This window comes from Streptomyces sp. NPDC060366 (genome assembly GCF_042725135.1).
In the GTDB taxonomy this organism is placed as follows: domain Bacteria; phylum Actinomycetota; class Actinomycetes; order Streptomycetales; family Streptomycetaceae; genus Streptomyces.
This window is the reverse complement of record NZ_JBHXDC010000006.1, coordinates 198,963-224,388: the sequence shown is the minus strand read 5'-3', so window position 1 is coordinate 224,388 and position 25,426 is coordinate 198,963. Positions and strand designations below refer to the sequence as shown.

The 25,426-nt window shown below is 71.2% G+C and carries 20 protein-coding genes; 15 read left to right on the top strand and 5 right to left on the bottom strand.

The features are described from left to right. Nucleotides 1–66: 66 nt before the first annotated feature. From ACFWHU_RS17805 to ACFWHU_RS17775, 7 genes are all read left to right on the top strand, one after another. Complete coding sequence (locus ACFWHU_RS17805; protein WP_387225697.1) at nucleotides 67–624, top strand: YciI family protein; 558 nt, start codon at nucleotides 67–69, stop codon at nucleotides 622–624. 115 nt (nucleotides 625–739) lie between these two features. Beyond that, nucleotides 740–1,999 carry a serine hydrolase domain-containing protein gene (locus tag ACFWHU_RS17800; RefSeq protein WP_387225498.1) on the top strand — a complete coding sequence of 420 codons (1,260 nt, stop codon included), beginning with the start codon at nucleotides 740–742 and terminating at the stop codon, nucleotides 1,997–1,999. 238 nt (nucleotides 2,000–2,237) lie between these two features. Continuing rightward, nucleotides 2,238–3,140 (top strand): alpha/beta hydrolase family protein, encoded by a 903-nt coding sequence (locus ACFWHU_RS17795; RefSeq protein WP_387225497.1) that lies wholly within the window; start codon nucleotides 2,238–2,240, stop codon nucleotides 3,138–3,140. 93 nt (nucleotides 3,141–3,233) lie between these two features. After that, complete coding sequence (locus ACFWHU_RS17790) at nucleotides 3,234–4,082, top strand: NAD(P)H-binding protein (RefSeq protein ID WP_387225496.1); 849 nt, start codon at nucleotides 3,234–3,236, stop codon at nucleotides 4,080–4,082. Nucleotides 4,083–4,216: 134 nt separating this feature from the next. After that, nucleotides 4,217–5,578: a sensor histidine kinase gene (locus ACFWHU_RS17785; RefSeq protein WP_387225495.1), complete on the top strand. Its 1,362-nt coding sequence runs from the start codon at nucleotides 4,217–4,219 to the stop codon at nucleotides 5,576–5,578. Beyond that, the gene (locus ACFWHU_RS17780; RefSeq protein ID WP_147873526.1) at nucleotides 5,575–6,234 is read left to right on the top strand and encodes a response regulator transcription factor; all 660 of its coding nucleotides are present in this window, start codon (nucleotides 5,575–5,577) and stop codon (nucleotides 6,232–6,234) included. Before ACFWHU_RS17785 ends, ACFWHU_RS17780 begins: the two co-directional genes overlap by 4 nt. Nucleotides 6,235–6,340: 106 nt before the next feature. Continuing rightward, nucleotides 6,341–7,543: a cytochrome P450 gene (locus tag ACFWHU_RS17775; RefSeq protein ID WP_385797894.1), complete on the top strand. Its 1,203-nt coding sequence runs from the start codon at nucleotides 6,341–6,343 to the stop codon at nucleotides 7,541–7,543. A gap of 34 nt (nucleotides 7,544–7,577) precedes the next feature. Here the strand turns inward: ACFWHU_RS17775 and ACFWHU_RS17770 are convergent, their stop codons facing one another. Both ACFWHU_RS17770 and ACFWHU_RS17765 read right to left on the bottom strand, forming a co-directional pair. Further along, nucleotides 7,578–9,236 (bottom strand): ABC transporter permease, encoded by a 1,659-nt coding sequence (locus tag ACFWHU_RS17770; protein WP_387225494.1) that lies wholly within the window; start codon nucleotides 9,234–9,236, stop codon nucleotides 7,578–7,580. Next, nucleotides 9,233–10,150: an ABC transporter ATP-binding protein gene (locus ACFWHU_RS17765; protein WP_385797890.1), complete on the bottom strand. Its 918-nt coding sequence runs from the start codon at nucleotides 10,148–10,150 to the stop codon at nucleotides 9,233–9,235. Before ACFWHU_RS17765 ends, ACFWHU_RS17770 begins: the two co-directional genes overlap by 4 nt. Nucleotides 10,151–10,280: 130 nt before the next feature. Here ACFWHU_RS17765 and ACFWHU_RS17760 point away from each other — a divergent pair, with 130 nt between their 5' ends. After that, nucleotides 10,281–10,817, top strand: coding sequence for a GbsR/MarR family transcriptional regulator (locus ACFWHU_RS17760; protein ID WP_387225493.1), 537 nt, complete (start codon nucleotides 10,281–10,283; stop codon nucleotides 10,815–10,817). A 15-nt stretch (nucleotides 10,818–10,832) separates the two neighbouring features. Here ACFWHU_RS17760 and ACFWHU_RS17755 read toward each other — a convergent pair whose 3' ends face one another. Beyond that, nucleotides 10,833–11,675 carry a diacylglycerol kinase gene (locus ACFWHU_RS17755; protein WP_385797886.1) on the bottom strand — a complete coding sequence of 281 codons (843 nt, stop codon included), beginning with the start codon at nucleotides 11,673–11,675 and terminating at the stop codon, nucleotides 10,833–10,835. Nucleotides 11,676–11,882: 207 nt separating this feature from the next. On the opposite strand from ACFWHU_RS17755, the gene ACFWHU_RS17750 reads away from it, so the two are divergent. Continuing rightward, nucleotides 11,883–13,166, top strand: a complete 1,284-nt coding sequence (locus tag ACFWHU_RS17750) for an adenylosuccinate synthase (protein ID WP_385797884.1) — start codon at nucleotides 11,883–11,885, stop codon at nucleotides 13,164–13,166. A 107-nt stretch (nucleotides 13,167–13,273) separates the two neighbouring features. Here ACFWHU_RS17750 and ACFWHU_RS17745 read toward each other — a convergent pair whose 3' ends face one another. Further along, on the bottom strand, nucleotides 13,274–15,397 hold the full coding sequence (locus ACFWHU_RS17745; protein WP_387225492.1) for a serine/threonine-protein kinase: 2,124 nt from the start codon (nucleotides 15,395–15,397) through the stop codon (nucleotides 13,274–13,276). A gap of 260 nt (nucleotides 15,398–15,657) precedes the next feature. On the opposite strand from ACFWHU_RS17745, the gene ACFWHU_RS17740 reads away from it, so the two are divergent. Both ACFWHU_RS17740 and ACFWHU_RS17735 read left to right on the top strand, forming a co-directional pair. Further along, complete coding sequence (locus ACFWHU_RS17740) at nucleotides 15,658–18,057, top strand: protein kinase (RefSeq protein WP_387225491.1); 2,400 nt, start codon at nucleotides 15,658–15,660, stop codon at nucleotides 18,055–18,057. 47 nt (nucleotides 18,058–18,104) lie between these two features. Continuing rightward, nucleotides 18,105–20,357: a protein kinase gene (locus tag ACFWHU_RS17735; protein WP_387225490.1), complete on the top strand. Its 2,253-nt coding sequence runs from the start codon at nucleotides 18,105–18,107 to the stop codon at nucleotides 20,355–20,357. Between the two features lie 33 nt (nucleotides 20,358–20,390). Here ACFWHU_RS17735 and ACFWHU_RS17730 read toward each other — a convergent pair whose 3' ends face one another. After that, complete coding sequence (locus ACFWHU_RS17730) at nucleotides 20,391–21,917, bottom strand: PstS family phosphate ABC transporter substrate-binding protein (protein ID WP_387225489.1); 1,527 nt, start codon at nucleotides 21,915–21,917, stop codon at nucleotides 20,391–20,393. 237 nt (nucleotides 21,918–22,154) lie between these two features. On the opposite strand from ACFWHU_RS17730, the gene ACFWHU_RS17725 reads away from it, so the two are divergent. From ACFWHU_RS17725 to ACFWHU_RS17710, 4 genes are all read left to right on the top strand, one after another. Beyond that, nucleotides 22,155–23,339: a permease gene (locus ACFWHU_RS17725; protein WP_387225488.1), complete on the top strand. Its 1,185-nt coding sequence runs from the start codon at nucleotides 22,155–22,157 to the stop codon at nucleotides 23,337–23,339. Nucleotides 23,340–23,597: 258 nt separating this feature from the next. Next, entirely contained in the window at nucleotides 23,598–24,548 is a 951-nt protein-coding gene (locus ACFWHU_RS17720; RefSeq protein WP_387225487.1) for a hypothetical protein, read from the top strand. Between the two features lie 105 nt (nucleotides 24,549–24,653). Further along, complete coding sequence (locus tag ACFWHU_RS17715) at nucleotides 24,654–24,917, top strand: hypothetical protein (RefSeq protein WP_385797870.1); 264 nt, start codon at nucleotides 24,654–24,656, stop codon at nucleotides 24,915–24,917. Continuing rightward, nucleotides 24,914–25,315 (top strand): hypothetical protein, encoded by a 402-nt coding sequence (locus tag ACFWHU_RS17710; RefSeq protein WP_387225486.1) that lies wholly within the window; start codon nucleotides 24,914–24,916, stop codon nucleotides 25,313–25,315. The genes ACFWHU_RS17715 and ACFWHU_RS17710 overlap by 4 nt, the downstream gene beginning before the upstream one ends. Nucleotides 25,316–25,426: the final 111 nt, after the last annotated feature.

Genomic DNA, 25,426 nt, shown 5'->3' with positions numbered 1-25,426 from the left:
GGGACGGGTTGTCCGCAACGCGGGGGGCGAGGGGGACGGGTCTTCCCGGTGATGAAGACTGAGGGCATGGAGTTCCTCTGCTATCACCGCGATCGGCCCGGTTCCCTGGCTCTGCGTCTTGAGTTGCTGGAAGCGCACTGGTCCTACATGGACGGGTACGCGGCGCAGATGATCGCCCGTGGGCCGACCATGGCCGACGACGGTGACACGCCCACGGGCAGTGTGCACATCCTCGATCTGCCGGATCCGGGCGTCGCCCGCGCGTTCGCCTTCGACGAGCCCGGTTATCAGGCGGGTGTGTACCGCGACGTGCTGCTGCGGCGGTGGCGCAACACCCTGGGGCGCACCATGTGGGAGTTCCCCGGAGGACCCGAGGAAGGCGACCGGTATCTGGTGCTCGGGCTCGGCGTGGGAGCGGCCGTCGATCTCGAACCACCGTCCGCGCGGGTCGAGTTGGACGAGTTGATCGCGTACGGGCCGCTGCTGTCCGACGACGGCGGGACCTGGGTGGGTACGGCGGCGCTGCTGCGGGCGCCGGACCCGGAGACGGCGCGCGCGGTGCTGACGCCGGACGGGTACGCCGACATCGAGGTTCACCACTGGCAGTTCGGCGGTCGGTCGTGACGCGCCGAGGGGCTGCTTGAGGCGGTACTTGATTCCGTCCTGGGGGTATCCCCACCTCGTGTCGGGTGGCCTGCTTCATGGATCGGGCCGGTGCCCCGGACCAAGCTTGACGACCATGAGCACTCAGTCGAAGACCTCACGCCGACCGCGGCTGCCCGTGGTCACCGCGCTCGTCACCGCCGCCGTGTGCGCGGTGTCCCTCGGGGTGTCCGCCGGGCCCGCGCCGGCGCACGGGAAAGAGGGCGGCCGGGACTCCGCCGGGGCCGCGCTGTCGCAGAAGCAGTTGCAGCGTGAGGTGGACCGGACGCTGAAGAAGGCCGGGTACATCGGCGTCTCCGTACAGGTGCGCGACGGGCAGCGCCGTACGTACGCCGTGGGCGGGGAGGCCGAACTCGGCACCGGACGGCCGGTTTCGCACGCGGCCGACTTCCGCGCGGCCAGCGTCACCAAGACGTTCGTGTCGATGGTCGTCCTCCAACTCGTCGCCGAGGGACGGCTGTCGCTGGACGACACCGTCGAGGAGTGGCTGCCCGGTCTCGTGGCGGGGAACGGCAACGACGGCAGCCGCATCACCGTGCGCCATCTGCTCCAGCACACCAGCGGGCTCTACAACTACGACTTCACCGAGGACACCGGGAACACGGCCGCGGACTTCGAGCGGACCCGGTTCGACCACTACGAGCCCGAGGAGGCCGTGGCCGGGGCGATGAAGCACCGGCCGGACTTCGACCCCGCGGACCCGAACGACCCCGATCCCGAGTGGAATTACTCGAACACCGGCTACATCGTCGCCGGGATGATCATCGAGAAGGTGACGGGCAAGTCGTGGGACACGGAGGTCCGCGACCGTATCGTCCGCCCGCTGGGGCTCACACAGACGTACGCCCCCGGTGACGACCCGAGCCTCAAGGGGCCGTACACGCACTCCTACCAGCAGTTCGCGGGGTCCACCGGCTGGACGGACACCAGCATCCGTAACGTCTCGTGGGCGACGGCCGCCGGTGAATTGATCACCGGCGAGCGGGACCTGGACCGGTTCCTGACGGCCCTTCAGCGCGGGCGGCTGCTGCCGCCGGCCCAGATGGCGGAGCTGCGCAGTGCGGTGCCCGCGGGCGCGGACTTCCAGCAGATCTTCCCGGGGCTGCACTACGGGCTCGGGGTGATGCGGCAGCCGCTGAGCTGCGGCGGGTACCGCTGGGGTCACGGCGGCGACCTCGAAGGCCAGACCGTACGGACGGCCGTCAGCGACGACGGGCAGCGGACGGTGGTCCTCAACGCGAGCGGCAAGAAGGCGGACGACGAGTCGCTGTTCAGGGCCGAGAAGGCGGTCCAGACGCTGCTCGACCGCGCGATCTGCGGTGATGGCGACAGGTGAGGCGGAGGCGGTCGGTGACGACGGCGCCGGGCGGGGTCGCGCCGACGCCGACGCATGAGGACCGCGCGCGGTGGTGTCCGGGTGGTGGCACGGGGTGACGGGGCCGCGGGCGGGGCTGTCACGGGGGCCGTGACGGGGGCGTCGAGGTGAGGCCGGGCCGTAAACCCGGGGCGTGGATGCTGATAGCGTCCGCGCTGATCAGGCCAATTCGGGTCTCTCATCGAAAGGTTGGAGCAGCATGACGGGTTCCGCCGCCCATGACTCCCCCGATGTCGCTGCGGTCGCCCGTGACCTCGCCGAGTCCGAGGCGCTGTTCGCGCGCCCGGGGGTGGAGCCGGATGTCACCGCGGCCTACGGGGAGCACCCTGATCAGGTGGTCGACTTCTACGCGCCGCGCGGTGGGCTCGATGGTGTGCCGCTGGTGGTCGTGCTGCACGGCGGGGCGTGGCGCGCGCCCTACGACCGGCGGCATCTGACGCCGTTCGCCGGCTTCCTCGCCCGGCGCGGCTTCGCCGTGGCCAACGTGGAGTACCGGCGGGGGAACGAGGGCGAGGCCGGCGGCTCCGGGGACGGGCCCGTCGCCGGTCGGTGGCCCGAGACGTTCGACGACATCGCCACCGTCATGGACGCGCTGCCCGCGCTCGTCGCCGACGCCCTGCCGCAGGCCGACCCGCGCAGGATCGTGGTCACCGGGCACTCAGCGGGTGGTCATCTCGCGCTGTGGGCCACGGCGCGGCATGTGCTGCCCGTGGGGTCGCCATGGCGGCTGGACGCGCCGCCGCGGCTGCGCGGGGTCGTCGCGATCGCGCCCATCGCGGACTTCACCACCGCCGTCGAGCTGGGCGTCTGTGGCGGGGCCGTCGCGCAACTCCTCGGCGGAGAGAGCGAGTTGAAGGCGCGCGGGGACAGTGCGGACCCGTCGGCACTGCTGCCCACCGGGATCGCCACCGCCGTCGTGCAGGGCCGGAACGACATCGTCGTGCCGCAGGCCGTCGCCGAGGCGTACGTCGACGCCGCCGCCAGGGCCGGCGAGATGGTGGGCATCACGCTCCTGGAGGACGTCGGGCACTACGCGCCGGTCGACCCCGGGGCCGACGCCTGCGCGGTCGTGGCCGAGGAACTGGCGCAGCTCGCGTACTGACACCCGCCGGGTCGCGGGACTCGCGGGCCTACGGGGGTTCGCGGGCGGGACTTGCGGACAGAAGCTGACCGCAAGCCCTCCTACCTTCGGAACATGACCAACAACGCGAACGCGAACGTGAACCTTGTGACAGGCGCGACCGGCACGGTGGGCCGGCAGATCGTCCTCGAACTGCTCAGCCGCGGCCACTTTGTCCGGGCCCTGACCCGTGACCCGGCCAAGGCCGACTTCCCCGACGGTGTCGAGGTCGTACGCGGTGACCTCGCCGATCCGGCCTCGCTCGTCCCCGCCCTGGAAGGCGTCACCGGCCTGCATCTGATCACCTTCGACGGCGGCCTCTTCGCACCGCTGGAGACGGGTCCCGAGATCGTCGAGCTGGCGGCCACGGCCGGGGTGCGGCGGATCACCGTGCTCAACGGCGGTGGCGACACCCCCCTCCAGGACGCCGTCAAGGCGGGCGGCATCGACTGGACCGTGATCATGCCCGTCGAGTTCATGGCCAACGCGCTGGAGTGGGCGGAGGGCATCCGCGCCGACGACGCCGTGCGTGAGCCGTTCGTCGGGCGGCTGAGCGCCATGGTCCACGAGGGCGACATCGGCGCCGTCGCCGCCGTCGCGCTCTCCGAGGACGGGCACGGCGGCAAGTCGTACCTGATCACCGGGCCCGAGGCGCTGACCATCCAGGACAAGGCGGACACGCTGGCCGGGGCGCGCGGCCGGAAGATCGAGGTGGTCGAGCTGTCCGAGGAGCAGGCCGTCGAGCAGTGGCGGGCGGCCGGGCAGCCGGAGGAAGTGATCGGATTCCTGCTGGAGGTGTACGGGAACACCCCGCCCGAGGGCCGGACCCCGATCGGCACGGTGGCGGAGGTCACGGGGCGGCCCGCGCGTACGTTCGCGCAGTGGGCGGCCGAGCACGCGGACGCGTTCCGTTCCCGGTCGTAGAAGTGGCTCACCGGGGGTACGCGGGCGACCGCGTATAGCTCTCGCGGGTGCCCTCGTAGTACCTGGGAGGGATGGGAAAGGATCCCTATCACTGGTGACGACCGGTGCCCGTCCCTCCCCTTACCTTTGAAAACGTGACCAATACACAGACGACGGCGGCGAAGGCCGCGACCGGGAAAGCCCGGAGCCCCGAGTTCCGCCTGGCCGACGGCCTGCTCAGGGGCCTGCGCCAAGACCTCTTCCACGACGCCTTCGCCTACCGGCCGCTGCCGCGCATGGCGACGGACGGACCCATCACGCGTCGCCTGCCGGGGGCGATCCGTGAGTACGCGGGATGGTTCCCGCACGCCGTGATCGCCGGCTGCGCGCTGTTCGCGCTGATGATCGGTATGGCCAACGGGACGGGCTTCGACCTGATCACGGTGGCGCCGGTCCTGCTGGTTCTCGTCAGGCCGGTCGCGGCCTGGTGGCTGGCCCTCGCCGTCACCGTGGTCACCGGCATGCTGGGTTCCTACTACTCCGACTGGCCATGGACGCCCTCCGCCTTCGCCGCGTATCTGGTCGTGATGACGATCGTCGCGATACGGACGGGCCCGCGTACCGCGGCCTGGATGTGGGTGCTCACGCTGGTGTACTCGCTGTTCGTCGGGGCGCTCTTCGGCGGCCGCGGTTACGGCTCGACCAGCGCGCCCATGCTCTTCGTCTCGGCGCTCATCCTGCTGACCGTCTCGGCGGTACACATCCGCCGCGACGCGAGGAAGGAAGTGGAGGTGCAGCTCAGCGTCAACGCGGTCGAGCGCAGCCGGCGCACGCTCCTCGAAGAGCGCACCACCATCGCCCGCGAGCTGCACGACGTCGTCGCGCACCACATGTCGGTCGTCGCCATCCAGGCGGAGGCGGCGCCCTACCGCGTCGAGAATCCACCGCCCGAGCTGGAGAAGGCCTTCGCCACCATCCGGGAGAACGCGGTGGCCGCGCTGACCGAGCTGCGCCGGGTCCTCGGAGTCGTACGGGCCGAGGACTACGACGCCCCCGACGCCCCGCAGCCGACCCTCGGTGACCTCGAAGGGCTGCTGTCCAACGTGCGGGAGGCGGGGCTGACCGTGGAGAAGGCGGTGACCGGAGCGGTGCGGGATCTGCCGCAGGGCGTCGAGCTGTCGGCGTACCGCATCATCCAGGAAGCGCTCAGCAACGCCCTGCGGCACGCGCCGGGGGCGACGGCGAAGGTGGAGGTCTCGTACGTGCTCGGCGGGCTCGGCCTGCGGATAGTCAACACGCCGCCGCAAGGGCTGGTGAAGCCCTCACCGGGGGCGGGGCACGGCATCACGGGGATGAGGGAGCGGGTGAGCATGCTGAACGGCGAGATGACGGCGAAGCTCCTGCCGGACGGCGGATACGAGGTGGCGGCGTACATACCGGTCGCCGCCCAGGAGGGGGACGAGCCCAGGGACGAGCCCCTGGGTACGGCTCCGCAGACCGACGGGAAGCCGTCATGACGATCCGCGTGCTGATCGTCGACGACCAGGTGATGGTCCGCGAGGGCTTCTCGGTCCTGCTGAACGCGATGCCGGACATCGAGGTCGTCGGTGAGGCGGTGAACGGCCGCGAGGCCGTCACCCAGGTCGCTGCCCTCGGCCCCGACGTGGTCCTGATGGACATCCGGATGCCGGAGCTGAACGGCATCGAGGCGACACGGGAGATCGTGGCGGCGGACGCGGACGCGAAGGTCCTCGTGCTGACGACGTTCGACCTGGACGAGTATGTGTACCAGGCACTGCGGGCGGGGGCCTCGGGCTTCCTGCTGAAGGACGCGTCGGCGCGCCAACTGGCCGACGGTGTAAGGGTGGTGGCGTCGGGTGAGGCGCTGCTGGCGCCCACGGTGACGCGCCGGCTGATCACGGAGTTCTCCAAGCTGGCGGAGTCCCCGCGCCCGCCGGCGCTGGCGCAGATGGGGGAGCTGACGGAGCGCGAGACCGAGGTGCTGGTCCTGATCGCGCAGGGGCTGTCGAACGCGGAGATCGCCGCGCATCTGGTCGTCGCCGAGTCCACGATCAAGACGCATGTGAGCCGCATCCTGGTGAAGCTGGGACTGCGGGACCGGACGCAGGCGGCGGTGTTCGCGTACGAGGCGAGGCTCGTCACCCCGGGGTGAGCGCGGGGTGAGCGCTGGGTGCGTCCGGGACGGCGGGCGGGACGGCGTCCGGGGCGAGATGGCGGGGCCGTGGCGTCCGCGCGGTGCGGGTCAGTAGCGTTCGGGCATGGCATCCTTCGACCCCTGGTCGCCCGGCTTCGTGGCCGACCCGTATCCCGCATACAGGGAGCTGCGCGACCGTGGCCGGCTCCACTACTTCGAGCCGTCGCGGCAGTGGCTGGTCCCGCACCACTCCGACGTGTCGGCCCTGCTGCGGGACCGGCGGCTGGGGCGGACGTATCTGCACCGTTTCACGCACGAGGAGTTCGGCCGGACGCCCACACCGGAGGCGCACGAGCCGTTCCACATCCTCAACGGCAACGGGCTGCTCGACCTGGAGGCGCCGGACCACACCCGGATCCGGCGTCTGGTGTCGAAGGCGTTCACACCGCGCAGGGTCGAGGCGCTCGCCCCCACCGTGGGGCGGCTCGCCGCCGAGCTGGTGGGCGGGCTGTGCGCGGCGGGCGGCGGCGATCTGCTCGCCGAGGTGGCGGAGCCGCTGCCGGTCGCCGTCATCGCCGAGATGCTCGGTGTCCCGGTGGCGGACCGGGGGCTGCTGCGGCCCTGGTCGGCCGACATGTGCGCGATGTACGAGCTGAATCCGACGGAGGAGGTGGCGCGGCGGGCGGTCCGGTCGTCGCTCGAATTCACCGACTACCTGCGGGAGTTGATCGCCGCCAGGCGGGCCGCGCCCGGTGCGGATCTGCTCTCCGCGCTGATCGCGGCACAGGACGAGGAGGACCGGCTGAGCGAGCAGGAGACGATCTCGACCTGTGCGCTCCTGCTCAACGCGGGACACGAGGCGACGGTCAACACCACCGCCAACGGCTGGTGGACGCTGTTCCGGCACCCCGAGCAGCTCGCGGCCCTGCGGTCCGGGGAGGCGTCGTTGTCCACAGCTGTGGAGGAACTGCTGCGGTACGACACACCGCTCCAGATGTTCGAGCGGTGGGTGCTCGACGACATAGAGATCGACGGCACGGTCGTGCCACGCGGGGCCGAGCTCGCGCTCCTCTTCGGCTCGGCCAACCGCGACCCGGCCCGTTTCGACCGCCCGGACACCCTCGATCTCACCCGCACCGACAATCCGCATCTGACGTTCGGCGCGGGGATCCACTACTGCCTGGGCGCGGCGCTCGGTCGGCTCGAACTGAGCGCGTCGTTCGGTGAGTTGCTGCGCCGGGCGCCGACACTGCGGCTCGTCGCCGAGCCGCAGTGGAAGCCGGGGTATGTGATCCGCGGGGTGAAGGAGCTGCTGGTGGAGGTGTGACGCCCTCCCCCGTGGAGCGTCACACCCCCGGCCGTCACTTGGTTTCCAGGTCCCGGCGGCGGAAGCCGGCGAGGCCGAGCCAGATCAGCCCGGCCGCGAGGGCGGTCAGGACGAGCATGGGCGTCCAGCTCATCCCGGCGGCCGGCAGCTGGGGTACGTGCCCGAAGGGCGACAGGTTGTTCATCCAGTCCGGGAACTGGAGGATCGACCCGAGATACCCGACCAGGAACGCGTACACGGGCACGATCCAGGCCGCCGTTCCGGCCCGCGGGAACCAGCCGAAGAGCACCACGGCCACGCCGACGGTCACCCACAGCGCCGGCGCGTACGCCAGGGCGGCGCCGACCAGTTGGAGGACGAGACCGCCGTCCCCGACCGACGCGGCGCCCGAGACGCCGAAGCCCAGCCCGGCGACGAGCAACAGCGCCGTACCGCCCGCGAGCGCGACGGCGACATGGCCGCCCACCCAGCGGTCGCGGGAGAGGCCGGTGGCCAGCAGCGGTTCGGCGCGGCCCGCGCTCTCCTCGGCGCGCGGCCGAAGCGTGGCCATCACCACGTACACGGCGGCGACGACGGCGATGACGACCATGATCATCGAGGCGAACGACTCGGCGACGGACACGCCGCCGATCTTCTCCAGCGCTTCCTGGAGCTGCTCGATGTCCTTCACCATGTCGGCGGCCTCGCCGAGGATGGAGCCGTACATCACGCCCATCAGGAACAGTCCCGCGCCGAAGCCCAGCAGGGTCCCCCGGTGCAGCCGCAGCGCGAAGCCGAGAGGCCGGGTGAGCGCGCCGGAGGCCGTACGCCGGCCGAGCCGGGAGGAGCGCAGCCCCGCGCCGACGTCGCGCCGGGTGCTCAGTACGAAGCCGGTGGCGGCGGTCAGCGCGGCGAGGCCCAGACAGAGCAGCAGCGGCCACCAGCGGTTGTCGACGAAGACGTATGTGCGCTGGCCCCAGCCGATGGGTGACAGCCAGGACAGCGCGTCGTTGCCCACGTCGCCGGAGGCGCGCAGCACATAGGCGACACCGATCACGGCGAGCGCCATGCCGGCGGCGCCGCGCGTATGGGCGGTGATCTGCGTGGTGATCGCGGCGACGCCCGCGAAGACGAGACCGATGGCGGCGAGCGTGAGCCCGTAGAGCAGCGCCTCGCCGGTGGCGATCCCGTCGACGCCCGCCGAGAGGACGCTCAGCGTCAGCAGGGCGGCGAGCGCGAGGTTGGCGACGGCGGCGACGACCAGCGCGGACGCGAGTTGCGCGTGGTGTCCGACGACGGTGGAGCGCACCAGCTCGGCGCGGCCGGTCTCCTCCTCGTCGCGGGTGTGCCTGGTGACGATCAGGACGCTCATCAGACCGACCAGGACGGCCATGAAGCCGATCAGCTGGTGGCCCATCATCGAGCCGATGTTGTAGTCGGTGAGGTAGTGGCGCGGGCCGGTCATGGCGAGCGCTGCGGGGCTGTCCATGGAGCCGACGGCCGAGGCGCGTTCCTCGGCGGTGGAGTACAGCGTCTTGAACTCGGTGACCGTGGACGTCGTGCCGAGGGTGAGGGCGACCACCCAGATAGGGATACGGACGCGGTCCCGGCGCAGACCGAAGCGGATCAGGGTCCCGGTGCCGGCGAGGGCGCCGGCGCCGATCCGGGCGGGCGCGGAGGCGCGGCCGGCGGCGGGTGCCGTGACGGTGGTCATCGGGCGGCCCCACTGTGGCCGTTGGCCGCCAGCTCGTCGCCGTAGTGGCGCAGCATCAGCTCTTCGAGGGTCGGCGGGTGGCTGATCAGGCTGCGGATGCCGAACTCGCCGAGCCTGTGGATCGCGGCGTCCAGGTGCGCGCCGTCGACGGCGAAGTGCACCCTGAGGTCCGTCACCCGCACCGCGTGGATCCCGGCCATGGCGTCGAGCCCGGTGACCGCGCGCTCGGTCTCGGCCTCGACGGTCGTACGGGTCAGGTGCCGCATCTCGGTGAGCGTGCCGGACTGCACGTTCCGGCCCTGCCGGATGATGCTCACGCGGTCACAGAGTTTCTCGACCTGGGCCAGGATGTGGCTGGACAGGAGCACCGTCTTGCCGGCGGCCTTCGCCTGGAGGATGACGTCCTGGAAGACGACCTCCATGAGCGGGTCGAGGCCGGCCGTGGGCTCGTCCAGGAGCAGCAGTTCGGCGTCGGACGCGAGCGCGGCGACGATGGCGACCTTCTGCCGGTTGCCCTTGGAGTAGGCCCGGCCCTTCTTGGTCGGGTCCAGGTCGAACCGTTCGATCAGCTCGTCCCTGCGCTGCCGGTCCAGGCCGCCGCGCAGCTTGGAGAGCAGGTCGATGGCCTCACCGCCGGTGAGGTTCGGCCACAGCTCGACGTCGCCGGGCACGTAGGCGAGCCGGCGGTGCAGGGCGACGGCGTCCTTCCACGGGTCCTTGCCGAGGAGCTGGGCGGCGCCCGAGTCGGCGCGCAGCAGCCCGAGCAGGACGCGGATGGTGGTGGACTTGCCGGCGCCGTTGGGGCCGAGGAAGCCGTGGACCTCACCGGAGTCGACGGCGAGGTCGAGGCCGTCCAGTGCGTGAGTCCGGCCGAACGACTTGTGCAGTCCGGCGACGGTGATTGCCTTCTTCATAGACTTGGAAAGTACGCTACTTTTGAAACTTGTGAAGTTAAGGAAGCGTATAAACGGCTGGATATACTTGATCCAGGCGTTGACGGCACGAGGACGCCGTGAGCACAGAGACAGAGACTGAGGTCAGCGCATGGGTGAGCGGCGGCGGGAAGACGGCCGTGACGAGATTCGCGACGACGCTCATGGCGGTGACCGTGGCGAGGCGGCCGCGACCTCACAGTTCGTGGAGCGCTTCGCGGCCCAGCTCGTCGAGGCCGGCATGACGCGCATGCCGGCCAGGGTCTTCGCCGCGCTGCTCTCCTCCGAGCGCGGCGTCATGAGCTCCGCCGAACTCGGCGAGCAGCTGAAGGTCAGCCCGGCGGCCGTCTCCGGCGCGATCCGCTATCTCGCGCAGGTCAACATGGTCATCCGCGAACGCGAACCGGGCTCCCGCCGCGAGCGCTACCGGGTCCAGGGCAACCAGTGGTACGAGGCGCTGACCAACCGCGACTCCATGCTGCGGCGCTGGCGGGACACCATGAAGGAGGGCCTCGACCACTTCGGCCTCGACACCCCTCAAGGGCGCCGGATCAACGAGACGATGGAGTTCTTCCAGTTCCTGGAGGTGGAGCTCGGATCGCTGATGGAACGCTGGGCGAAGCACCGGGCGGAGCAGCTCGGGAACTGAACAGGACCCCGCCGGTCAGGCCTCCGCCGGCAAGGTCAGCCCCCACGCCCCCGCCCGCAGCGTCCAGGTCCGCGTCCGCACCGGGCCGGTCACCGCCGCGTCCGCCCGGTAGCGGAAGTCCGCGCCCGAGACCGTCACCGACAGCGCGCTGGCGGTGATCGGCTCGGCCGAGGAGTGCGTACGGATCACGACCTCCGCCCGGCCGCCGCGCGAGCGCACCGTCACGGCCTCGACCGGCTCGTCCAGATCGCTCAGCACGACACCGTCCGCCTCCACGCGCAGCCGGTGCGTGTGGACGGCGAGCACCTGTGGCACCGGTTTGACCAGCGTCCGGACCAGGGACCGGCAGGTGTCCCAGACGGACGAGCCTCCCGGCCCGCCACCGCGCCCCGACTGCCCGTCGGCCGCCGGCGGCGCCGGGATCCGCAGATCCCCCAGCACCACACCGTCGCTGTCGTCGACGAGCAGATCCAGCCGCCGCACGACCCCGTCGAGCACCGCCCGCGCCGCGGCGACCGCGCCCGTGGGCACGCCGAGCGAGTGCGCCAGCTCGACCGAGACCCCGACCGGCACCAACGACAGCGCGCCCGCGGACAGGTCGCGCTCCCGGTGCAGCAGGGCGACCGTCCGCAGCAGGGCGCGGTCGTCGCCGACCACCACCGGCCGCCGCGAGCCTCTGCGGGCCAGCACCCGCGCGAACTCCGCCGGCCCGTCGGGCAGACAGATTTTCGCGGTCGCGCCCGCGCTCAACACATCTTTCGCGATCCGGACTGATTCGCCGTCGGTCCGGCGGGCGACCGGGTCGATGACCACCAGAAGCTGTTGCGCACCGTTCTCGGCGGGCTCTGGAGCCGACACCTCGGTCCTTCCTCGGGTAGCATCTTTGTGCAAGAGCCCCTTGCGCTATTGCGCCAGGGGCTTGGTCTATTCCGGGGCAACCGGTTCGACGGCTCAGGCTTTGTCATACACAGACGGACGGTTTCGTGCGAGATTTCGCACGTCCGCGTCCGGCGTATGTACGTTCCCTGACCTTGGACATGCCCCGCCCGGAAGGGGTGTACGCCTGTGCCCGCACTTGTGCTGCTCGGTGCTCAGTGGGGTGACGAAGGCAAGGGAAAGGCCACCGACCTGCTCGGTGGATCCGTGGACTATGTGGTGCGCTACCAGGGCGGCAACAACGCCGGCCACACGGTCGTCGTCGGCGACCAGAAATACGCGCTGCATCTCCTCCCTTCCGGAATCCTCTCGCCCGAATGCACGCCGGTGATCGGCAACGGCGTTGTCATCGACCCGGCCGTCCTGCTCTCCGAGCTGAGTGGGCTCAACGACCGTGGCGTTGACACGTCGAAGCTTCTGATCAGCGGAAACGCGCATCTGATCACTTCGTACCACACCACGATGGACAAGGTGACGGAACGGTTCCTCGGTTCCCGGAAGATCGGCACGACGGGCCGTGGCATCGGCCCGACGTACGCCGACAAGATCAACCGGGTCGGTATCCGCGTCCAGGACCTCTACGACGAGTCGATCCTGATCCAGAAGGTCGACGCGGCGCTGGACTTCAAGAACCAGATCCTCGCCAAGCTCTACAACCGGCGTGCCATAGAGGCCGGGAAGATCGTGGAGGAGCTGCTGGTCTTCGCGGACAAGCTGCGTCCGTACGTCAGCGACACGACGCTCGTCCTCAACGACGCGATCGACGCCGGAAAGGTCGTCCTCTTCGAGGGCGGCCAGGGCACCCTCCTGGACGTCGACCACGGCACGTATCCCTTCGTGACCTCGTCGAACCCGACCGCGGGCGGCGCCTGTACGGGCGCCGGTGTCGGCCCCACGAAGATCAGCCGGGTCATCGGCATCCTCAAGGCGTACACGACACGCGTCGGTGCGGGCCCCTTCCCTACGGAACTGCTGGACGCGGACGGCGAGGCACTGCGCCGCATCGGCGGCGAGCGTGGCGTCACGACGGGCCGCGACCGCCGCTGCGGCTGGTTCGACGCGGTGATCTCCCGCTACGCGACGCGGGTCAACGGCCTGACGGACTTCTTCCTCACCAAGCTGGACGTGCTCACGGGCTGGGAGCGGATCCCGGTCTGCGTCGCGTACGAGATCGACGGCAAGCGCGTCGAGGAACTCCCGTACAGCCAGAGCGACTTCCACCACGCGAAGCCGATCTACGAGTACCTGCCGGGCTGGACCGAGGACATCAGCAAGGCGAAGACGTTCGATGACCTGCCGAAGAACGCGCAGGACTACGTGAAGGCGCTGGAGGAGATGTCGGGCGCCCCGATCTCCGCGATCGGCGTGGGTCCGGGCCGTACGGAGACGATCCAGATCAACTCGTTCCTGTAGCCCACGGGTTCGACAGCACCTCCGCAACTCCACAGAACGACAGCTCCGCCCCGGTGGCCGTAACAGCCACCGGGGCGGCGTTCGTTCTGAGCCGGTCGGCCGACGGGTCAGCCGGCGCGGCGGTAGGTCGTCGGTTCGTCCTCGTTGTCCAGCCAGGTGAGGGTGAGCGCGTCCGTGCCCTTCATCTTCACCGTGCGGGAGCCGAACGCGTCGCATTCCTCCTCCGGTTCGGACGCCGTCACCGACTGCGGGCCCAGACGCAGGCCGTCGGGCTTCGCGTCGACCAGGACGCTCTCCCATTCGCAGTGGTACGAGGCGCTGTCACCGGTGTACTTGGCGACGACCGTGCCGGACTTTCCCTGGCTCAGTACGAGGGTCGTCCTGTCCCCGGGTTCGCTCGTGCTCTCCTCGTCGGTGGACGGTTCCATCGTCCAGGTGCCCAGGAAGCCCGCCGGGATCGGCTCGGCGGACTCGGTGAACTTGGTGAGGACGGCCGTCTCGCCGCTGTCCCCGCCGGTCCAGGTCAGCGTGCCGTCGGCGTTCGCGCGGACGGTCTGCCGGCCGCCGTCGGAGCAGCCGTCCTCGGGGATGCTCGTGACCGCCCGGGACTCCAGCACCATCAGGTTGTCGAACGAGACCAGCTTCGCCGCGCCCTCGCACAGCAGGTCGTCGAAGGAGTTGAACGTCGTGACGACGTCCGCGCCCACCGAGCCCTGAGTGATCTTCAGTCGGCGGAGCGAGACCTCCTCGTCGTCGTTCTTCCCCGGGCCCTGCCACGTGCCCAGGTACTCCTTGCCGATGACGCCCTCGACCGCGGGCGGGGCGGAGGCCCCTGACGCGTCGGACGCGTCGGAATCCTCGTCCGACGGCGTCTGCTTGTCCGAGGACCTGTCCTTCGCGCCCTCGTCCGCGCCGGAGTTGTTCCTGTCGTCCTGCCCGTTGCCGCCGCCGAGGCTCATCACCGCGTACGTCGCCCCGCCCGCGATCAGCGCGGCGGCCACGACGACCGACGCGACGACGAGCGCGGTGCGTCTGCCGCGCGCTGGACGCGGCTCCTGTACGGCGGTGGGCGCCCCGAACACGCCCAGCGGGGCGGGAGTCGGAGTGGCCGTCGCGGTGGGAGGCGGGGTCGGTGCCGGGGTGGGTGTCGGGGTGGGCGCCGGTGCGCTCGGCGGCGGCGTGGGCGCCGGGGTCTCGACCGCAGTCGGGGGCGGAGTCACCGGTGGCGGTGGGGTGGAGGGCGCGGGCGGGTTCAGCGGCGGCGGTGGGGTGGACGGTGCGGGCGGCCCCGCCGGACGCGCCGGGAGCGGCGAGGCGGGCGTCTCCGCCTCCAGCAGCTCCGCGGAGCGGCGCCCGAGGTCCGCGAGCACCGAGCCGGGCAGCCACGGCAGGTCGGTGTCGTCACCCTCGTTCGCCTCGTCCGCCGTGAGGTCGGCGACCTCCGCCGGTGTGGGCCGTTCGGCCGGGTCCTTCGCCAGACATCTGCGCACCAGGTCCGCGAGGCCGTCGGGCAGCCCCGCGAGATCCGCCTCCTCCTGCGCGATGCGGAACATCACCGCGTGCATACCGCTCGTGGACGTACCGAACGGCTGGCGCCGCGTCGCGGCGAAGGCGAGCACCGAGCCCAGCGAGAAGACGTCGCTCGCGGGCGTCAGCGTCTCGCCGCGCACCTGCTCGGGAGACATGTAGCCGGGCGACCCGATCACGACACCCGTACGTGTCCGGTTGTCGCCGGTGACGGCGTCCAGCGCGCGGGCGATCCCGAAGTCGATGACGCGCGGACCGTCGATGGTCACCAGTACGTTGGCGGGCTTGAGGTCGCGGTGGATCAGACCGGCGGTGTGGATGGCGGTGAGCGCCTGCGCGAGCCGGTGGGCGAGGATGCGCACCGACCGCTCCGGCAGCGGCTGCGGCCGGCCGGCGATCACGGCGTGCAGCGAGGGCCCGGGGACGTAGCCGGTGGCGACCCACGGCTCGCGGGCGTCGGTGTCGGCGTCGAGGACCGGCGCGGTCCACTCGCCGCCGACCCGGCGCGCGGCGGCGACCTCCTGGGCGAACCGCCGCCGGAACTCGTCCTCTTCGGCCAGTTCCGGGCGTACGAGCTTCACCGCGACGGTCCGGCCGCCCTCGGACCTGGCGAGGAAGACGCGGCCCATGCCGCCCGCGCCGAGTCTGCCGAGGAGCCGGTACGGGCCGATACGGGACGGGTCGTCCGGGGTCAGCGCTTCCACGTTGCCTGTGCCTCTCCTGACTGACAGTCAGCTGCCAACTGCCGCATGTCATGGGATCTTTGCACAGCACCAGGGGCCGGGACAGACTGAGGCGGCGCCTGTGGCCGAGCTGTGGCACAAGCGTTTTCGACCGATGTGCCGACGGCGGCGGGACCCGTCGCGACCGATGTGTCGGCAGTGACGGGGGACCCGTCGGGGAGCTGTCGGGGCACGCACGAGGAACGTACGAGAACCAACGGGGAACGGGGGACGCACGTCCGATGCTCGGTGAGCTTCATGAACGGTCGCCACGTCAGGTCGGGCCGTACCGCATACTCGCCCGCCTCGGCGCGGGCGGCATGGGCGAGGTGTATCTGGGCGCCGACACCCGGCCCACCACCAGCGGGGCCGCGTCGCTCGCCGCCGTGAAGGTCGTGCGCGCCGATCTCCTCGCGAGCGGCGAACACGCCTTCCGCGACCGCTTCCGGCGCGAGATTTCGACCGCACGCGCGGTCGAAGGCGGTTTCACCGCGCGCCTGTTGACCGGTGACGCGGACGCCCCCGCGCCCTGGCTCGCCACCGAGTACGTCGCGGGCCCGACGCTGGACCGCGCCGTACGGGAGAGCGGCCCGCTGCCGGTCGAGACGGTACGGAGCCTCGGTCTCGGTCTCGTACGGGCGCTGCGCGGAATCCACCACGCACGCGTCCTGCACCGCGACCTGAAGCCCGCGAACGTGCTGCTCGGCGCCGACGGTCCGCGCGTCATCGACTTCGGCATCGCCCGCGACTTCGGCGCGAGCACGCTGACGGCGACCGGCGCGATGATCGGCTCACCGGGCTACATGTCACCCGAGCATGTGCTGGGCGGGCGTCATGTCGTCTCCGCCTCCGACGTCTTCTCGCTGGCTTCCGTGCTCTGTTACGCGGCCACGGGCGAGGGCCCTTTCGGTACGGGGCCGGTCGCGGCCGTGCTGTACCGGGTCTCGCAGGCCGAAGCCCGACTCGACGACGTACCGGCCGAGTTGCTCGCGCTGATCGAGGACTGTCTGCGGCCCGACCCCTCGGCGCGCCCGGACGCGATCGAGCTGGAAGCGCGCTTCCGGGACGCCGGCGCCCCGGACCCCGTGGTCTGGCCGGAGGAGGTACGGGCCCAAGTCGCCCTGTACGAGGGGGAGCTGGCCCGCACCGTACAGGCGGCCGGTCCGGTCGCGGGACGCGTACCGACCATGCCGGGCGCCTCCCCCGTGCACAGCGCGCAGACCGTCACCGGCCCGCCGCGACAGCCGCCACCACAGTCGTCCGACGCCCGTCGCCGACGCACCACGATCCTCGCCGTCGTCGCCGGCGCGCTCACGATCGGCGTCCTGGGCGCCCTCGGTATCCGCGCGCTCCAGGACGATCCGGCCCCCAAGTCCCCTGCTCCGGAGGCCGGTTCGGGGTCGGACACGCGGTCCGCGCTCGTCGGACTCGACAAGCACGGGGCCGACCGCAGCCGCCACTTCCCTGTCGACCCGGCGGCCCGTCCGGACGGCTGGAAGCCGTGGACGGCGAAGCTGAGCGGCCGGCCCTGGGACTGCTCCCTCAACAGCGAGATCCTGGTGTGCCGCATGTTCTACGGCGGCCTGGAGGCGGTCGGCGCGGCCGACGGCAAGCCACGCTGGAAGGCCCCGTCTGCGGAGCCCGACGCGGAGCCGCTGCTGGGCGCGTCGAGCGGTATGTACATCCCCGGCGACGCCACCAACCCGGTGATCCACGGCGATTCGGTGCTCTCCACCGAGGGCGGCATGGTGCGGTCCCGGTCCCTCAAGGACGGCACGGTGCGCTGGGAGCAGCCCCTGAAGGCCGAGGGCACGGTGCGGCTGGCCAACGTGGGGGAGGCGATGGTCGGCGGCGGAGTCGCGTTCTTCACCACGCGCGGTGAGGGCACCGAGGTGCACGCCTTCGACGCCGGGACGGGGAAGCCGCTGTGGAAGCGCGCCCTGTCGACGTACGTCGGGGCGGAGGTCGGCTACGGAGGCTTCGGCCCCGACGCCTTCGCGGGCGGGCGCCTCCTCGCGTCGACGGACGGCGGCCTGACGGGGTTCGACGCGCGTACGGGCAAGCCGACGCCGTACACCGTGCCGGGTGAGGACGGGGGCGACTGCGTGAGCGTGCGCGTGCGGGGCGGCGAGGTGCTGTGCGGGATCGAGGGCGGGGGCAGCGTGGCCCTGGACGCGGAGACCCTGCTGCCGATCGACACCGGACAACCGGGGTTCGACTCGGATCTGCCGCCGCAGGATCTGGTGACGGTGGGACTGCGTACGTATCTCCTCGCACCGGACAGCGGGAGCGCCCGGATGGAACTCGTCGACACCTACAAGGGGGCCGACCCCACGCCGCGCACGGTGGGGACGTTCCCTCCCGCTCCGCAGGGCGGGCGGTATCTGCGCTCCGAGGCGTCGGTCGTCGGCAACACCGCCGTCTTCCTCGACAACGAATTCCTCTACACGCTGCCGGTGGCGGGCGATGCCCCGCGGGGGACGAGATCGCGGATCGAGGGCGCGCCCGGCAACCGGGCCGAAAGCGGTCTCGGAGACGACATCGACGGGCAGGTCTGGGAGCCCGAGCTGATCTCGGTCGGCGGGGTGTTGTTCCTGATGTTCCACGACGGGACGGTGCGTTCGACGGAACTGCCCGGCTGACAGTTGAGTGAGTGTCAGTGATCCTGTCCAGATGAGGAGTTGAGGCCGTGCTCCGCCCGCTCGATGCCCACGCCCCGTACGACGTCGGGCCCTACCGGCTGCTCGCCGGTCTCGGTTCCGGCGGTATGGGCACGGTCCACCTGGCGCTGCCGCCCGACGGCGGACCGCATGATCTGGCCGCCCTCAAGACGGTCCGCCAGGACGCCGATTCCCAGGGGGATTTCAGACTCCGGTTCCGGCGTGAGGCGCAGGCGGCGCGGGCGGTCCGCAGCCCGTACGTCGCCGCGCTGGTCGACGCCGACCCGGATGCCGAACGGCCCTGGCTGGCGACCGAGTACGTCGTCGGTCCGGCGCTGGACGAGGCGGTTGAGCGGTCGGGACCACTGCCGGTCGAGGCTGTACGGGAGCTGGGCGCGGACCTGGTGCGCGGGCTGGCCGCCGTGCACGGCGCGCGGCTCGTGCACCGTGACCTGAAGCCGGGCAACGTCATCCTCGGTACGGGCGGCCCCCGGCTGATCGACTTCGGTATCGCCCAGGCGTACGACGCGACCGCACTCACGGCGATCGGCGTCATGGTCGGCTCACCGGGCTTCATGTCGCCGGAGCATGTGGCGGCGGACCGCTCGGTGACGGCGGCGTCCGACGTGTTCTGTCTCGGCGCGGTGCTGTGCTTCGCGGCGACGGGCCAAGGCCCCTTCCACGACGTGGAGTTGGCGGCGGTCGTGAGCCGTATCGCGCGGGGTGGCGCCGATCTGTCGGGCGTGCCGGTGGAGTTGCGGGAGGTGATCGCGTCCTGCCTGCACACGGATCCGAAACAGCGCCCGACCACGGGCGAGTTGCTGCGGACACTGGACCCGGCGGGGACGGCCGCCGCCCGTCCGGGAGTGGCGCCGGCGCGGCGCGAAGGGGCCTTCCCGTGGCCGGAGGGCGTACGGAAGCAGATCGGCGAGTACGAGGTCGCGGTGGGCCGGGCGTTGCTGGCGCCGGTACGGAATCCGCCCGCCCCGGTCCCGACCACTCCGCCCCCCGCCCGCGCCAACCGGCTCAGGTGGGGGATCGGGATCGCTGCCGCAGCCGTCGTCGGGGTGGTGACGGCCGTCCTGATCTCCCTCTGGGGAGGCGGCTCCGGCGAAGGACAGAACGAAGGCGGTGGAGGCGGCGGCGGTACGGGCGGCTCGTCCGCGCCGCCCTCCGACGTGACCGTGATGAGCACCATGAGCGACTTCGGCCCGGACGCGACGGACCGCGCGAAGGCCCCCGACGGCTGGTCCCCCTGGTCGGCGGAGTCCTCGGAGCCCAAGGAGGCGGAGCGCTGCGCGCTCAGGGGCACGACCCTCGTCTGCTCCTTCCTCGCGGCCGAGCCCGACGACCAGGGCATCCGGGGCGGGTGGCTGGAGGCCCGTGACGCCTCGGACGGGACGCCCAAGTGGCGCTATCCCGCGGAGGGTACGACGCAGGGGGTGGTCGGCTTCGGCCCGGTGGACATGGACGCGGAGCGGGTCTACACGCAGGCGCCGGACGGTGACGGCTTCGCCGTGCTGGACCTCGCGACCGGTGAGCCGGTGGCCAAGCTGCCCGGCGAGCCCGGCTACCGGCCGGCACTGGTGCGGGTCCACGAGGGAAGGATCTTCACGTCGTACGAGGGCGCCTCCGGGGAGGGCGCGACGGGCAACATGCTGTTCCGCGCGTTCTCGGCCGACGACCGGAAGCTGATGTGGGAGCGAGTGATCAACAGGGCGTACCAGTACTCCCTGGACGTCGTCTCCGACGGCGACCGCCTCCATCTCACCAGTCCCAGCAGCACCTGGGCACTGGACGCGGCGACCGGCGAGACGGTGGCCGAGGTCCCGGGAATGTGCACGGCGCTGGCCCAGGGCGGGCCGTATGTGTCCTGCTCGCCGTCGGGGATGCGGGACAGCGCCACGCTCAAGAAGGCGGACGTGTACCAGACCGCCCTGCCCGTCGGGCTCAGCCGCGACGGCACGGTCCTCGTCCCGGGGGGAGGGAACGCGATCAACCCCGAGGGACTCGACGCGCACGACATGGAGACGGGCGACCGCCGCTGGACGACGGCGGAGTGGACGGCCGACAGCCTCGCGGCGGTGGCCGACGACCGGGTCCTGATCGCGGGCGCCGACGACATGCGCAGCCTCTCGCTGGCCGACGGCGAGGAGTTGGCGGGCCGGCGCAGCTTCGAGGGCTGGCCCGAGGGAGAGGCGCCCAAGGCGATGCTGGTCTCGGGCGGGGTGGTGTTCCTGGCGTTCCCGGACGGGACGGTGCTGACGGCGCACGTCCCCTGATGCGCGCCCCCGACGCCCGTGCGCGGAAGGCTGTTACTCCTCCGCGCAGATCTTCAGCCCCTCCGGCGTCGCGCACGGCAGATGCCCGTGCGTCCGGATCACGTCCTGTCCGCTGCCCCTGATCAGGTAGTTCAGGAAGCTGGAGACGAGCGAGCTGGCGGGCGGGCGGCCGTATGTGTACGCGTACTCGATCTCCCGGTACGGGTACCCGCTCTCCGCGATGTCGTCCACCGACGGCGCCCGCCCGTCCAGCTCCAGCCGGTGCAGCCCCTTCGTCGGGGCGGCGGAGCGCAGTTCGCTGTAGCCGAGGGCGCCGGGCAGTTCCGCGACGGTGTTCAGGACCTGCTCGGTACTTTCGAACTCGCAGCGGAAGACGCGGGCGCTCGCGTCGTCCTTCCGCCGGCAGTCGGTGGACGAGGCGCCGGGTTCGAAGCCCTGGAGGACACGGCGCTGGAAGGTGTCGCGGGTACCGGAACCGGCGTTGCGGCTGACGAGACGGATGTCGAGGTCCGGGCCGCCGACCTCCTGCCAGTTGGTGATGTCGCCGCGGTAGATCTTGCGTACGTCGGACGTGGTCAGCCCGTCGAGGCCCACGCCGTCGTTGACGACCAGGGCGAACGTCGACACCGCGACCCGGTTCTCCCGCAGCTGCCCGTACCCCGTCGACTTCGGACCGTCTGAGAGGGCGACGATCGCCGGTGAGCCCTCCTTCCGTCGCGCCCCGGCATCGGCCAGCTCGCGGATTCCGGCCGCGCTGCCGTTGAGGTCCACGGTGATCTCGGAGCCGGGGCAGTCGTCCTCGTACTTCTTCTCCAGCTCCTCGGCGACGGGCCTGAAGGCGGTCGACCCGATGACGGTCAGCTCGCCCTTCGCGCAGCCGATGGGGGGCCGGGTGTTGTCCCGCAGGAGGATGATCGAGGCGAGCGTGACCACACAGACCGTCAGCAGGACCGTGATGAGCCGGGTCGCGCGGCTGAAGACGGGCGGAGCCTCGTCGGGGACGATGGCACGGTTGACGACCACCTCGCCTTCGGAGATCCCGCCGCTGACGGTGACCTCCTCGCCCACCTCGCCGCCCGTCAGCAGTACCAGCAGCTTGAAGTGCTGACCCTTGTTGAGCGGGACCTTCGGGACGGTGAGCATGCTGCCCGAGCTGCGCAGGCCCCGCGCGTGGGTGAAGTGCGACATCAGATGGCGGGCGGCGGACGGCAGCGTGACGGCGACGCCCTTGATGGTCCGGCCGGTGAACGTGACGGTCAGACCGTGGATGTCGGGTGACGTGTAGTCGTCCACCGAGATGGTCTGCGAGCCGTCGTTCTCCAGGCGCAGCAGTACGAGCGTGGCGTCCGCCATGTCGGGGTCGTCGTCGAACAGCCCGAGGCGCACGTTCGTGTGGCCGGAGCGGACGTCGCTGCCGATGGCCGTGTCCATCTGTACGCGGTAGCCGATCCGTTTGCGGCGCGGCACCCTGCGCTCGTACCAGAGCACCCCGACCGAGGTCAGCAGGCCCAGCAGGGTGGAGAAGACCGCGAATATGTTCTCTCCGTCGAACCACTCCACGACCTGTCGCCCCCCGGCACTCTCCGACCTCGTGAGGTGACGGTAGGTGGGTACGGGACGAACAGCAGTACGGCGACGCCTTCGATGACGGATGTTCACGAACCGTTCCCCGGCGGGCATTTGCCGTTCAGGGGGACGTGCGGAGGAGTTCGGCGGGGTGGGTCGTCGAGCTCGGGGCTCGTGACGTGAGACGTGTCGGTGGGCCGTGGTCCGCTCTCCGGTCGGAAGGCTTCGGGGATGATCCACGACGTACTCCACGACGTACTCCACGCCGTACCGCACGCGCTGTCGATCGCCGGTTCCATGACCTGGGAGATCACCTGGGCCCTGATCCTGGGCTTCGCCCTCTCCGCCGTGGTCCAGGCGGTCGTCCGCAAGTCCACCGTGGTCGCCCTGCTGGGCGACGACCGCCCCCGCACCCTGGCGGTCGCCGCCGGGCTCGGCGCGGCCTCCTCCTCGTGCTCCTACGCCGCCGTCGCTCTCGCCCGCTCCCTCTTCCTCAAGGGTGCGAACTTCACCGCCGCGATGGCCTTCGAGATCGCCTCTACGAATCTCGTGGTGGAACTCGGCGTCATCCTGGCGCTGTTGATGGGCTGGCAGTTCACCGTGGCGGAGTTCGTCGGGGGACCGGTCATGATCGTCGTTCTGGCCGTACTGTTCCGGCTGTTCCTGCGCGAGGGGCTGCTGCGAGGGGCCCGCGAGCAGGCCGAGCGCGGGCTGGCGGGCTCCATGGAGGGGCACGCGGCGATGGACATGTCCGTCCGGAGGGAAGGGTCCTTCGCCCGGAGGCTGTTCTCGCGCGAGGGGTTCACCGCCACCTCTCACGTGTTCGTCATGGAATGGGCGGCGATCCTGCGCGACCTGGTGATCGGCCTGCTCATCGCCGGCGCCGTCGCGGCCTGGGTGCCGGACTCCTTCTGGCGCGCGTTCTTCTTCGACGGCCACCCGCTGGCGTCCAAGCTGTGGGGCCCGCTCATCGGCCCGCTGGTCGCCGTCGCGTCGTTCGTCTGCTCGATCGGCAACGTGCCGCTCGCGGTCGTGCTCTGGAAGGGCGGCATCAGCTTCGGCGGTGTCGTCGCGTTCATCTTCGCCGACCTGCTGATCCTGCCGATCCTCAACATCTACCGGAAGTACTACGGGGCGAGGACGGCGTTCTTCCTGCTGGGCACGTTCTACGTCGCGGCGGTCGTCGCCGGTTACGTCGTGGAGTTCGTCTTCGGCGGGCTGGGTCTCGTCCCCGACCAGGCCGACGCGAGGATCCCCATGGAGGGGATCACCTGGAATTACACGACCTTCCTGAACATCGCCTTCCTCGTCCTGGCCGCCGCGCTCCTGATCCGTTTCCTCCGGACCGGCGGCCTGGGCATGCTCCGCATGATGGGCGGGGCCCCGCGTGACGGGGAGGTTCACTCCGATGGGTGAACTCCGCAGGGGCGTGACGGGCTGTCACGAGCTGTGCGGAAGTGGACATTTGATTGATTTTCGCAGGTCGGGCCTGGCCCGGTTTCCGGGCTCCGGGTGCCCCAACTCCGGGTTCGGGGCCCGGCCTTGGCGTTTGCCATCGTCACGGTGTGTGGCGTTACAGTCACGGAGTCGATGCCGTCTCCGGTATTCGGACATGAGAATGCCCCCGCGGTGCGGTAACACCCGGGGGCTCGACAGCAGGAGCAGAACCTCCCGATGCGCATTCACCGTACAACGCCCACGCGTTCGTTCTCCACCTTCACTAATGCCCTGCTGCGCGATCGCAGCATCTCGTGGTGTGCGGCAGGCGTACTGCTGTACCTACTGAGCCTGCCCTCCGGGGCCCGCGCGTCGATCAGGTCTCTTGCCGAGCAGCGCAAGGAAGGCCGCGCGCGGATCGCCGACGCGCTGACTGACCTGGAGCGTTCCGGCTATCTGCGCCGGGTGCTGGTGAAGAACCCGGAAAGCGGCGAACTTTCCACGGTGTACGAGGTGTTCGATCGCCCGTACGTGGATCGGGTGACAGCCGAATCGGCGGAGAACGGCCGGAACCCGGCCTCCGGTGAGGGGACTTCCGGTGACACGGGCCCGCTCCCTACGGGAGTAAAGACGGAGGAACAAGAACCTCCCTCCCCGGACCCCGGTCCGGCCCCGGCCCAGGCCCCGGAGCCGGACAGCGAGCCGGTTCCGGTGCGGAAGCGTCGCCTGGCCAAGGTGACCGTCCCCGAACAGCTCCGCTCCGCAACGGAGTTGCTGCTCTCGCTCGGCCGCCGCGATCCCCGGCTCACGCTCGGTACGGCCGAGGCGGTACGGCTCGCGCCACTGGTCGGCGAATGGCGGGAGGCCGGTGCGAGTGACGCGCAGCTGCGCGAGGCGCTGACCGGCGGGCTGCCCGTACGCGTGCTCTCGGCCCCGGGCATCCTCGCGGACCGCCTGCGCCGCAAGATGCCGTCCCGGCCGCCGCGCCCCACTCCACCGGCGCTGAGCGCCGAGTGCGATGACTGCGGCGTGCCTCTGGCCCCCTCGGGCACCTGCCGTGCCTGCACACCGGAGCCCCCGCCCCCCGCGACCCACGGCTTCGCCGCGGCGGCCCGCAAGGGGCGGGCGCTGGCTCGCGAGGCCCTGACGGGCGCGGCCTTGGCGGGCGGGGCCTGCGCGGCGATGTGAGACTCCCGGCCCCGAGAGAGGGCCGGGTCAACCAAGAGAAGGAATCCCATGACCATCCAGTTGGAACGGCCACCCGAGGCGGTATACCGCCAGTATACTGTCGTTATGGCTGACACCACCGTCAAGGTTGACCCCGCAGTCCGTGACCGCCTCATGGTCCTCGCCCGCGAGCGCGGCCTGACGATGCGCGATCTGATCGCCGAGCTGGCCGGGGCGACGCCGACCAAGGAAGAACTGCGGCTGCGGTACGAGGCGACCAAGGCGTACTGCGAGACGCACTTCGGTGTGACGCTCACCGACGAGGACCACGACGAGGCCGAAAAGGTCTGGCAGGACTTGGAGGCCGGTCGGCCCGTGGACAGCCTGTGAACGGGTCAACCGGGGTCGTGTACGACGAGACCGCACTCATCGCGCTGGGCGCGGGCAACAGCCTCGCCTCGCAGTTCATGTCCAACACGGAACACGGCCCGACGCGGCACGTGTACGTACCGGCTCTCTGCCTCGCGGCCGCCGACGGCAGGCGCAAGGGCTTGGCCGACCATGTCGGCGCACTGCCGGCCGCCGAGATCGTGGCGCTGGACTTCGCCGGAGCCCAAGCCGTAGGGGCGTTGCTCCAGGCCGGTGTCGAGTGGCGACTCGGTCAGGCGATCCACCTGTCCCGCCCGACCGTGGACTGGCCGGACGGGCGCCCGGTTCTCACCGCCGAGCCGGACCTGTACGCGGACATGCCGCTCGTCCGTACGATCCGGCTGCCTGAGCGGCGGTAACCGGTCACGGGGTAGGGGGCCGGGTGCACCCGGCCCCCTACCCCGTCGGGGCGCTCGCGGCGGCGGGCCGTCGGGCCCGAAACACCGCCCCGTGGCGTGTCCAATGTTCCC

What these genes read in the sequence shown, in the direction of transcription:
- ACFWHU_RS17805 (WP_387225697.1), top strand. Translation starts at nt 67, where the DNA reads ATGGAGTTCCTCTGCTATCACCGCGATCGGCCCGGTTCCCTGGCTCTG.
- ACFWHU_RS17800 (WP_387225498.1), top strand. Translation starts at nt 740, where the DNA reads ATGAGCACTCAGTCGAAGACCTCACGCCGACCGCGGCTGCCCGTGGTC.
- ACFWHU_RS17795 (WP_387225497.1), top strand. Translation starts at nt 2,238, where the DNA reads ATGACGGGTTCCGCCGCCCATGACTCCCCCGATGTCGCTGCGGTCGCC.
- ACFWHU_RS17790 (WP_387225496.1), top strand. Translation starts at nt 3,234, where the DNA reads ATGACCAACAACGCGAACGCGAACGTGAACCTTGTGACAGGCGCGACC.
- ACFWHU_RS17780 (WP_147873526.1), top strand. Translation starts at nt 5,575, where the DNA reads ATGACGATCCGCGTGCTGATCGTCGACGACCAGGTGATGGTCCGCGAG.
- ACFWHU_RS17775 (WP_385797894.1), top strand. Translation starts at nt 6,341, where the DNA reads ATGGCATCCTTCGACCCCTGGTCGCCCGGCTTCGTGGCCGACCCGTAT.
- ACFWHU_RS17770 (WP_387225494.1), bottom strand. Translation starts at nt 9,236, where the DNA reads ATGACCACCGTCACGGCACCCGCCGCCGGCCGCGCCTCCGCGCCCGCC.
- ACFWHU_RS17765 (WP_385797890.1), bottom strand. Translation starts at nt 10,150, where the DNA reads ATGAAGAAGGCAATCACCGTCGCCGGACTGCACAAGTCGTTCGGCCGG.
- ACFWHU_RS17760 (WP_387225493.1), top strand. Translation starts at nt 10,281, where the DNA reads ATGGGTGAGCGGCGGCGGGAAGACGGCCGTGACGAGATTCGCGACGAC.
- ACFWHU_RS17740 (WP_387225491.1), top strand. Translation starts at nt 15,658, where the DNA reads ATGCTCGGTGAGCTTCATGAACGGTCGCCACGTCAGGTCGGGCCGTAC.
- ACFWHU_RS17725 (WP_387225488.1), top strand. Translation starts at nt 22,155, where the DNA reads ATGATCCACGACGTACTCCACGACGTACTCCACGCCGTACCGCACGCG.
- ACFWHU_RS17720 (WP_387225487.1), top strand. Translation starts at nt 23,598, where the DNA reads ATGCGCATTCACCGTACAACGCCCACGCGTTCGTTCTCCACCTTCACT.
- ACFWHU_RS17715 (WP_385797870.1), top strand. Translation starts at nt 24,654, where the DNA reads ATGGCTGACACCACCGTCAAGGTTGACCCCGCAGTCCGTGACCGCCTC.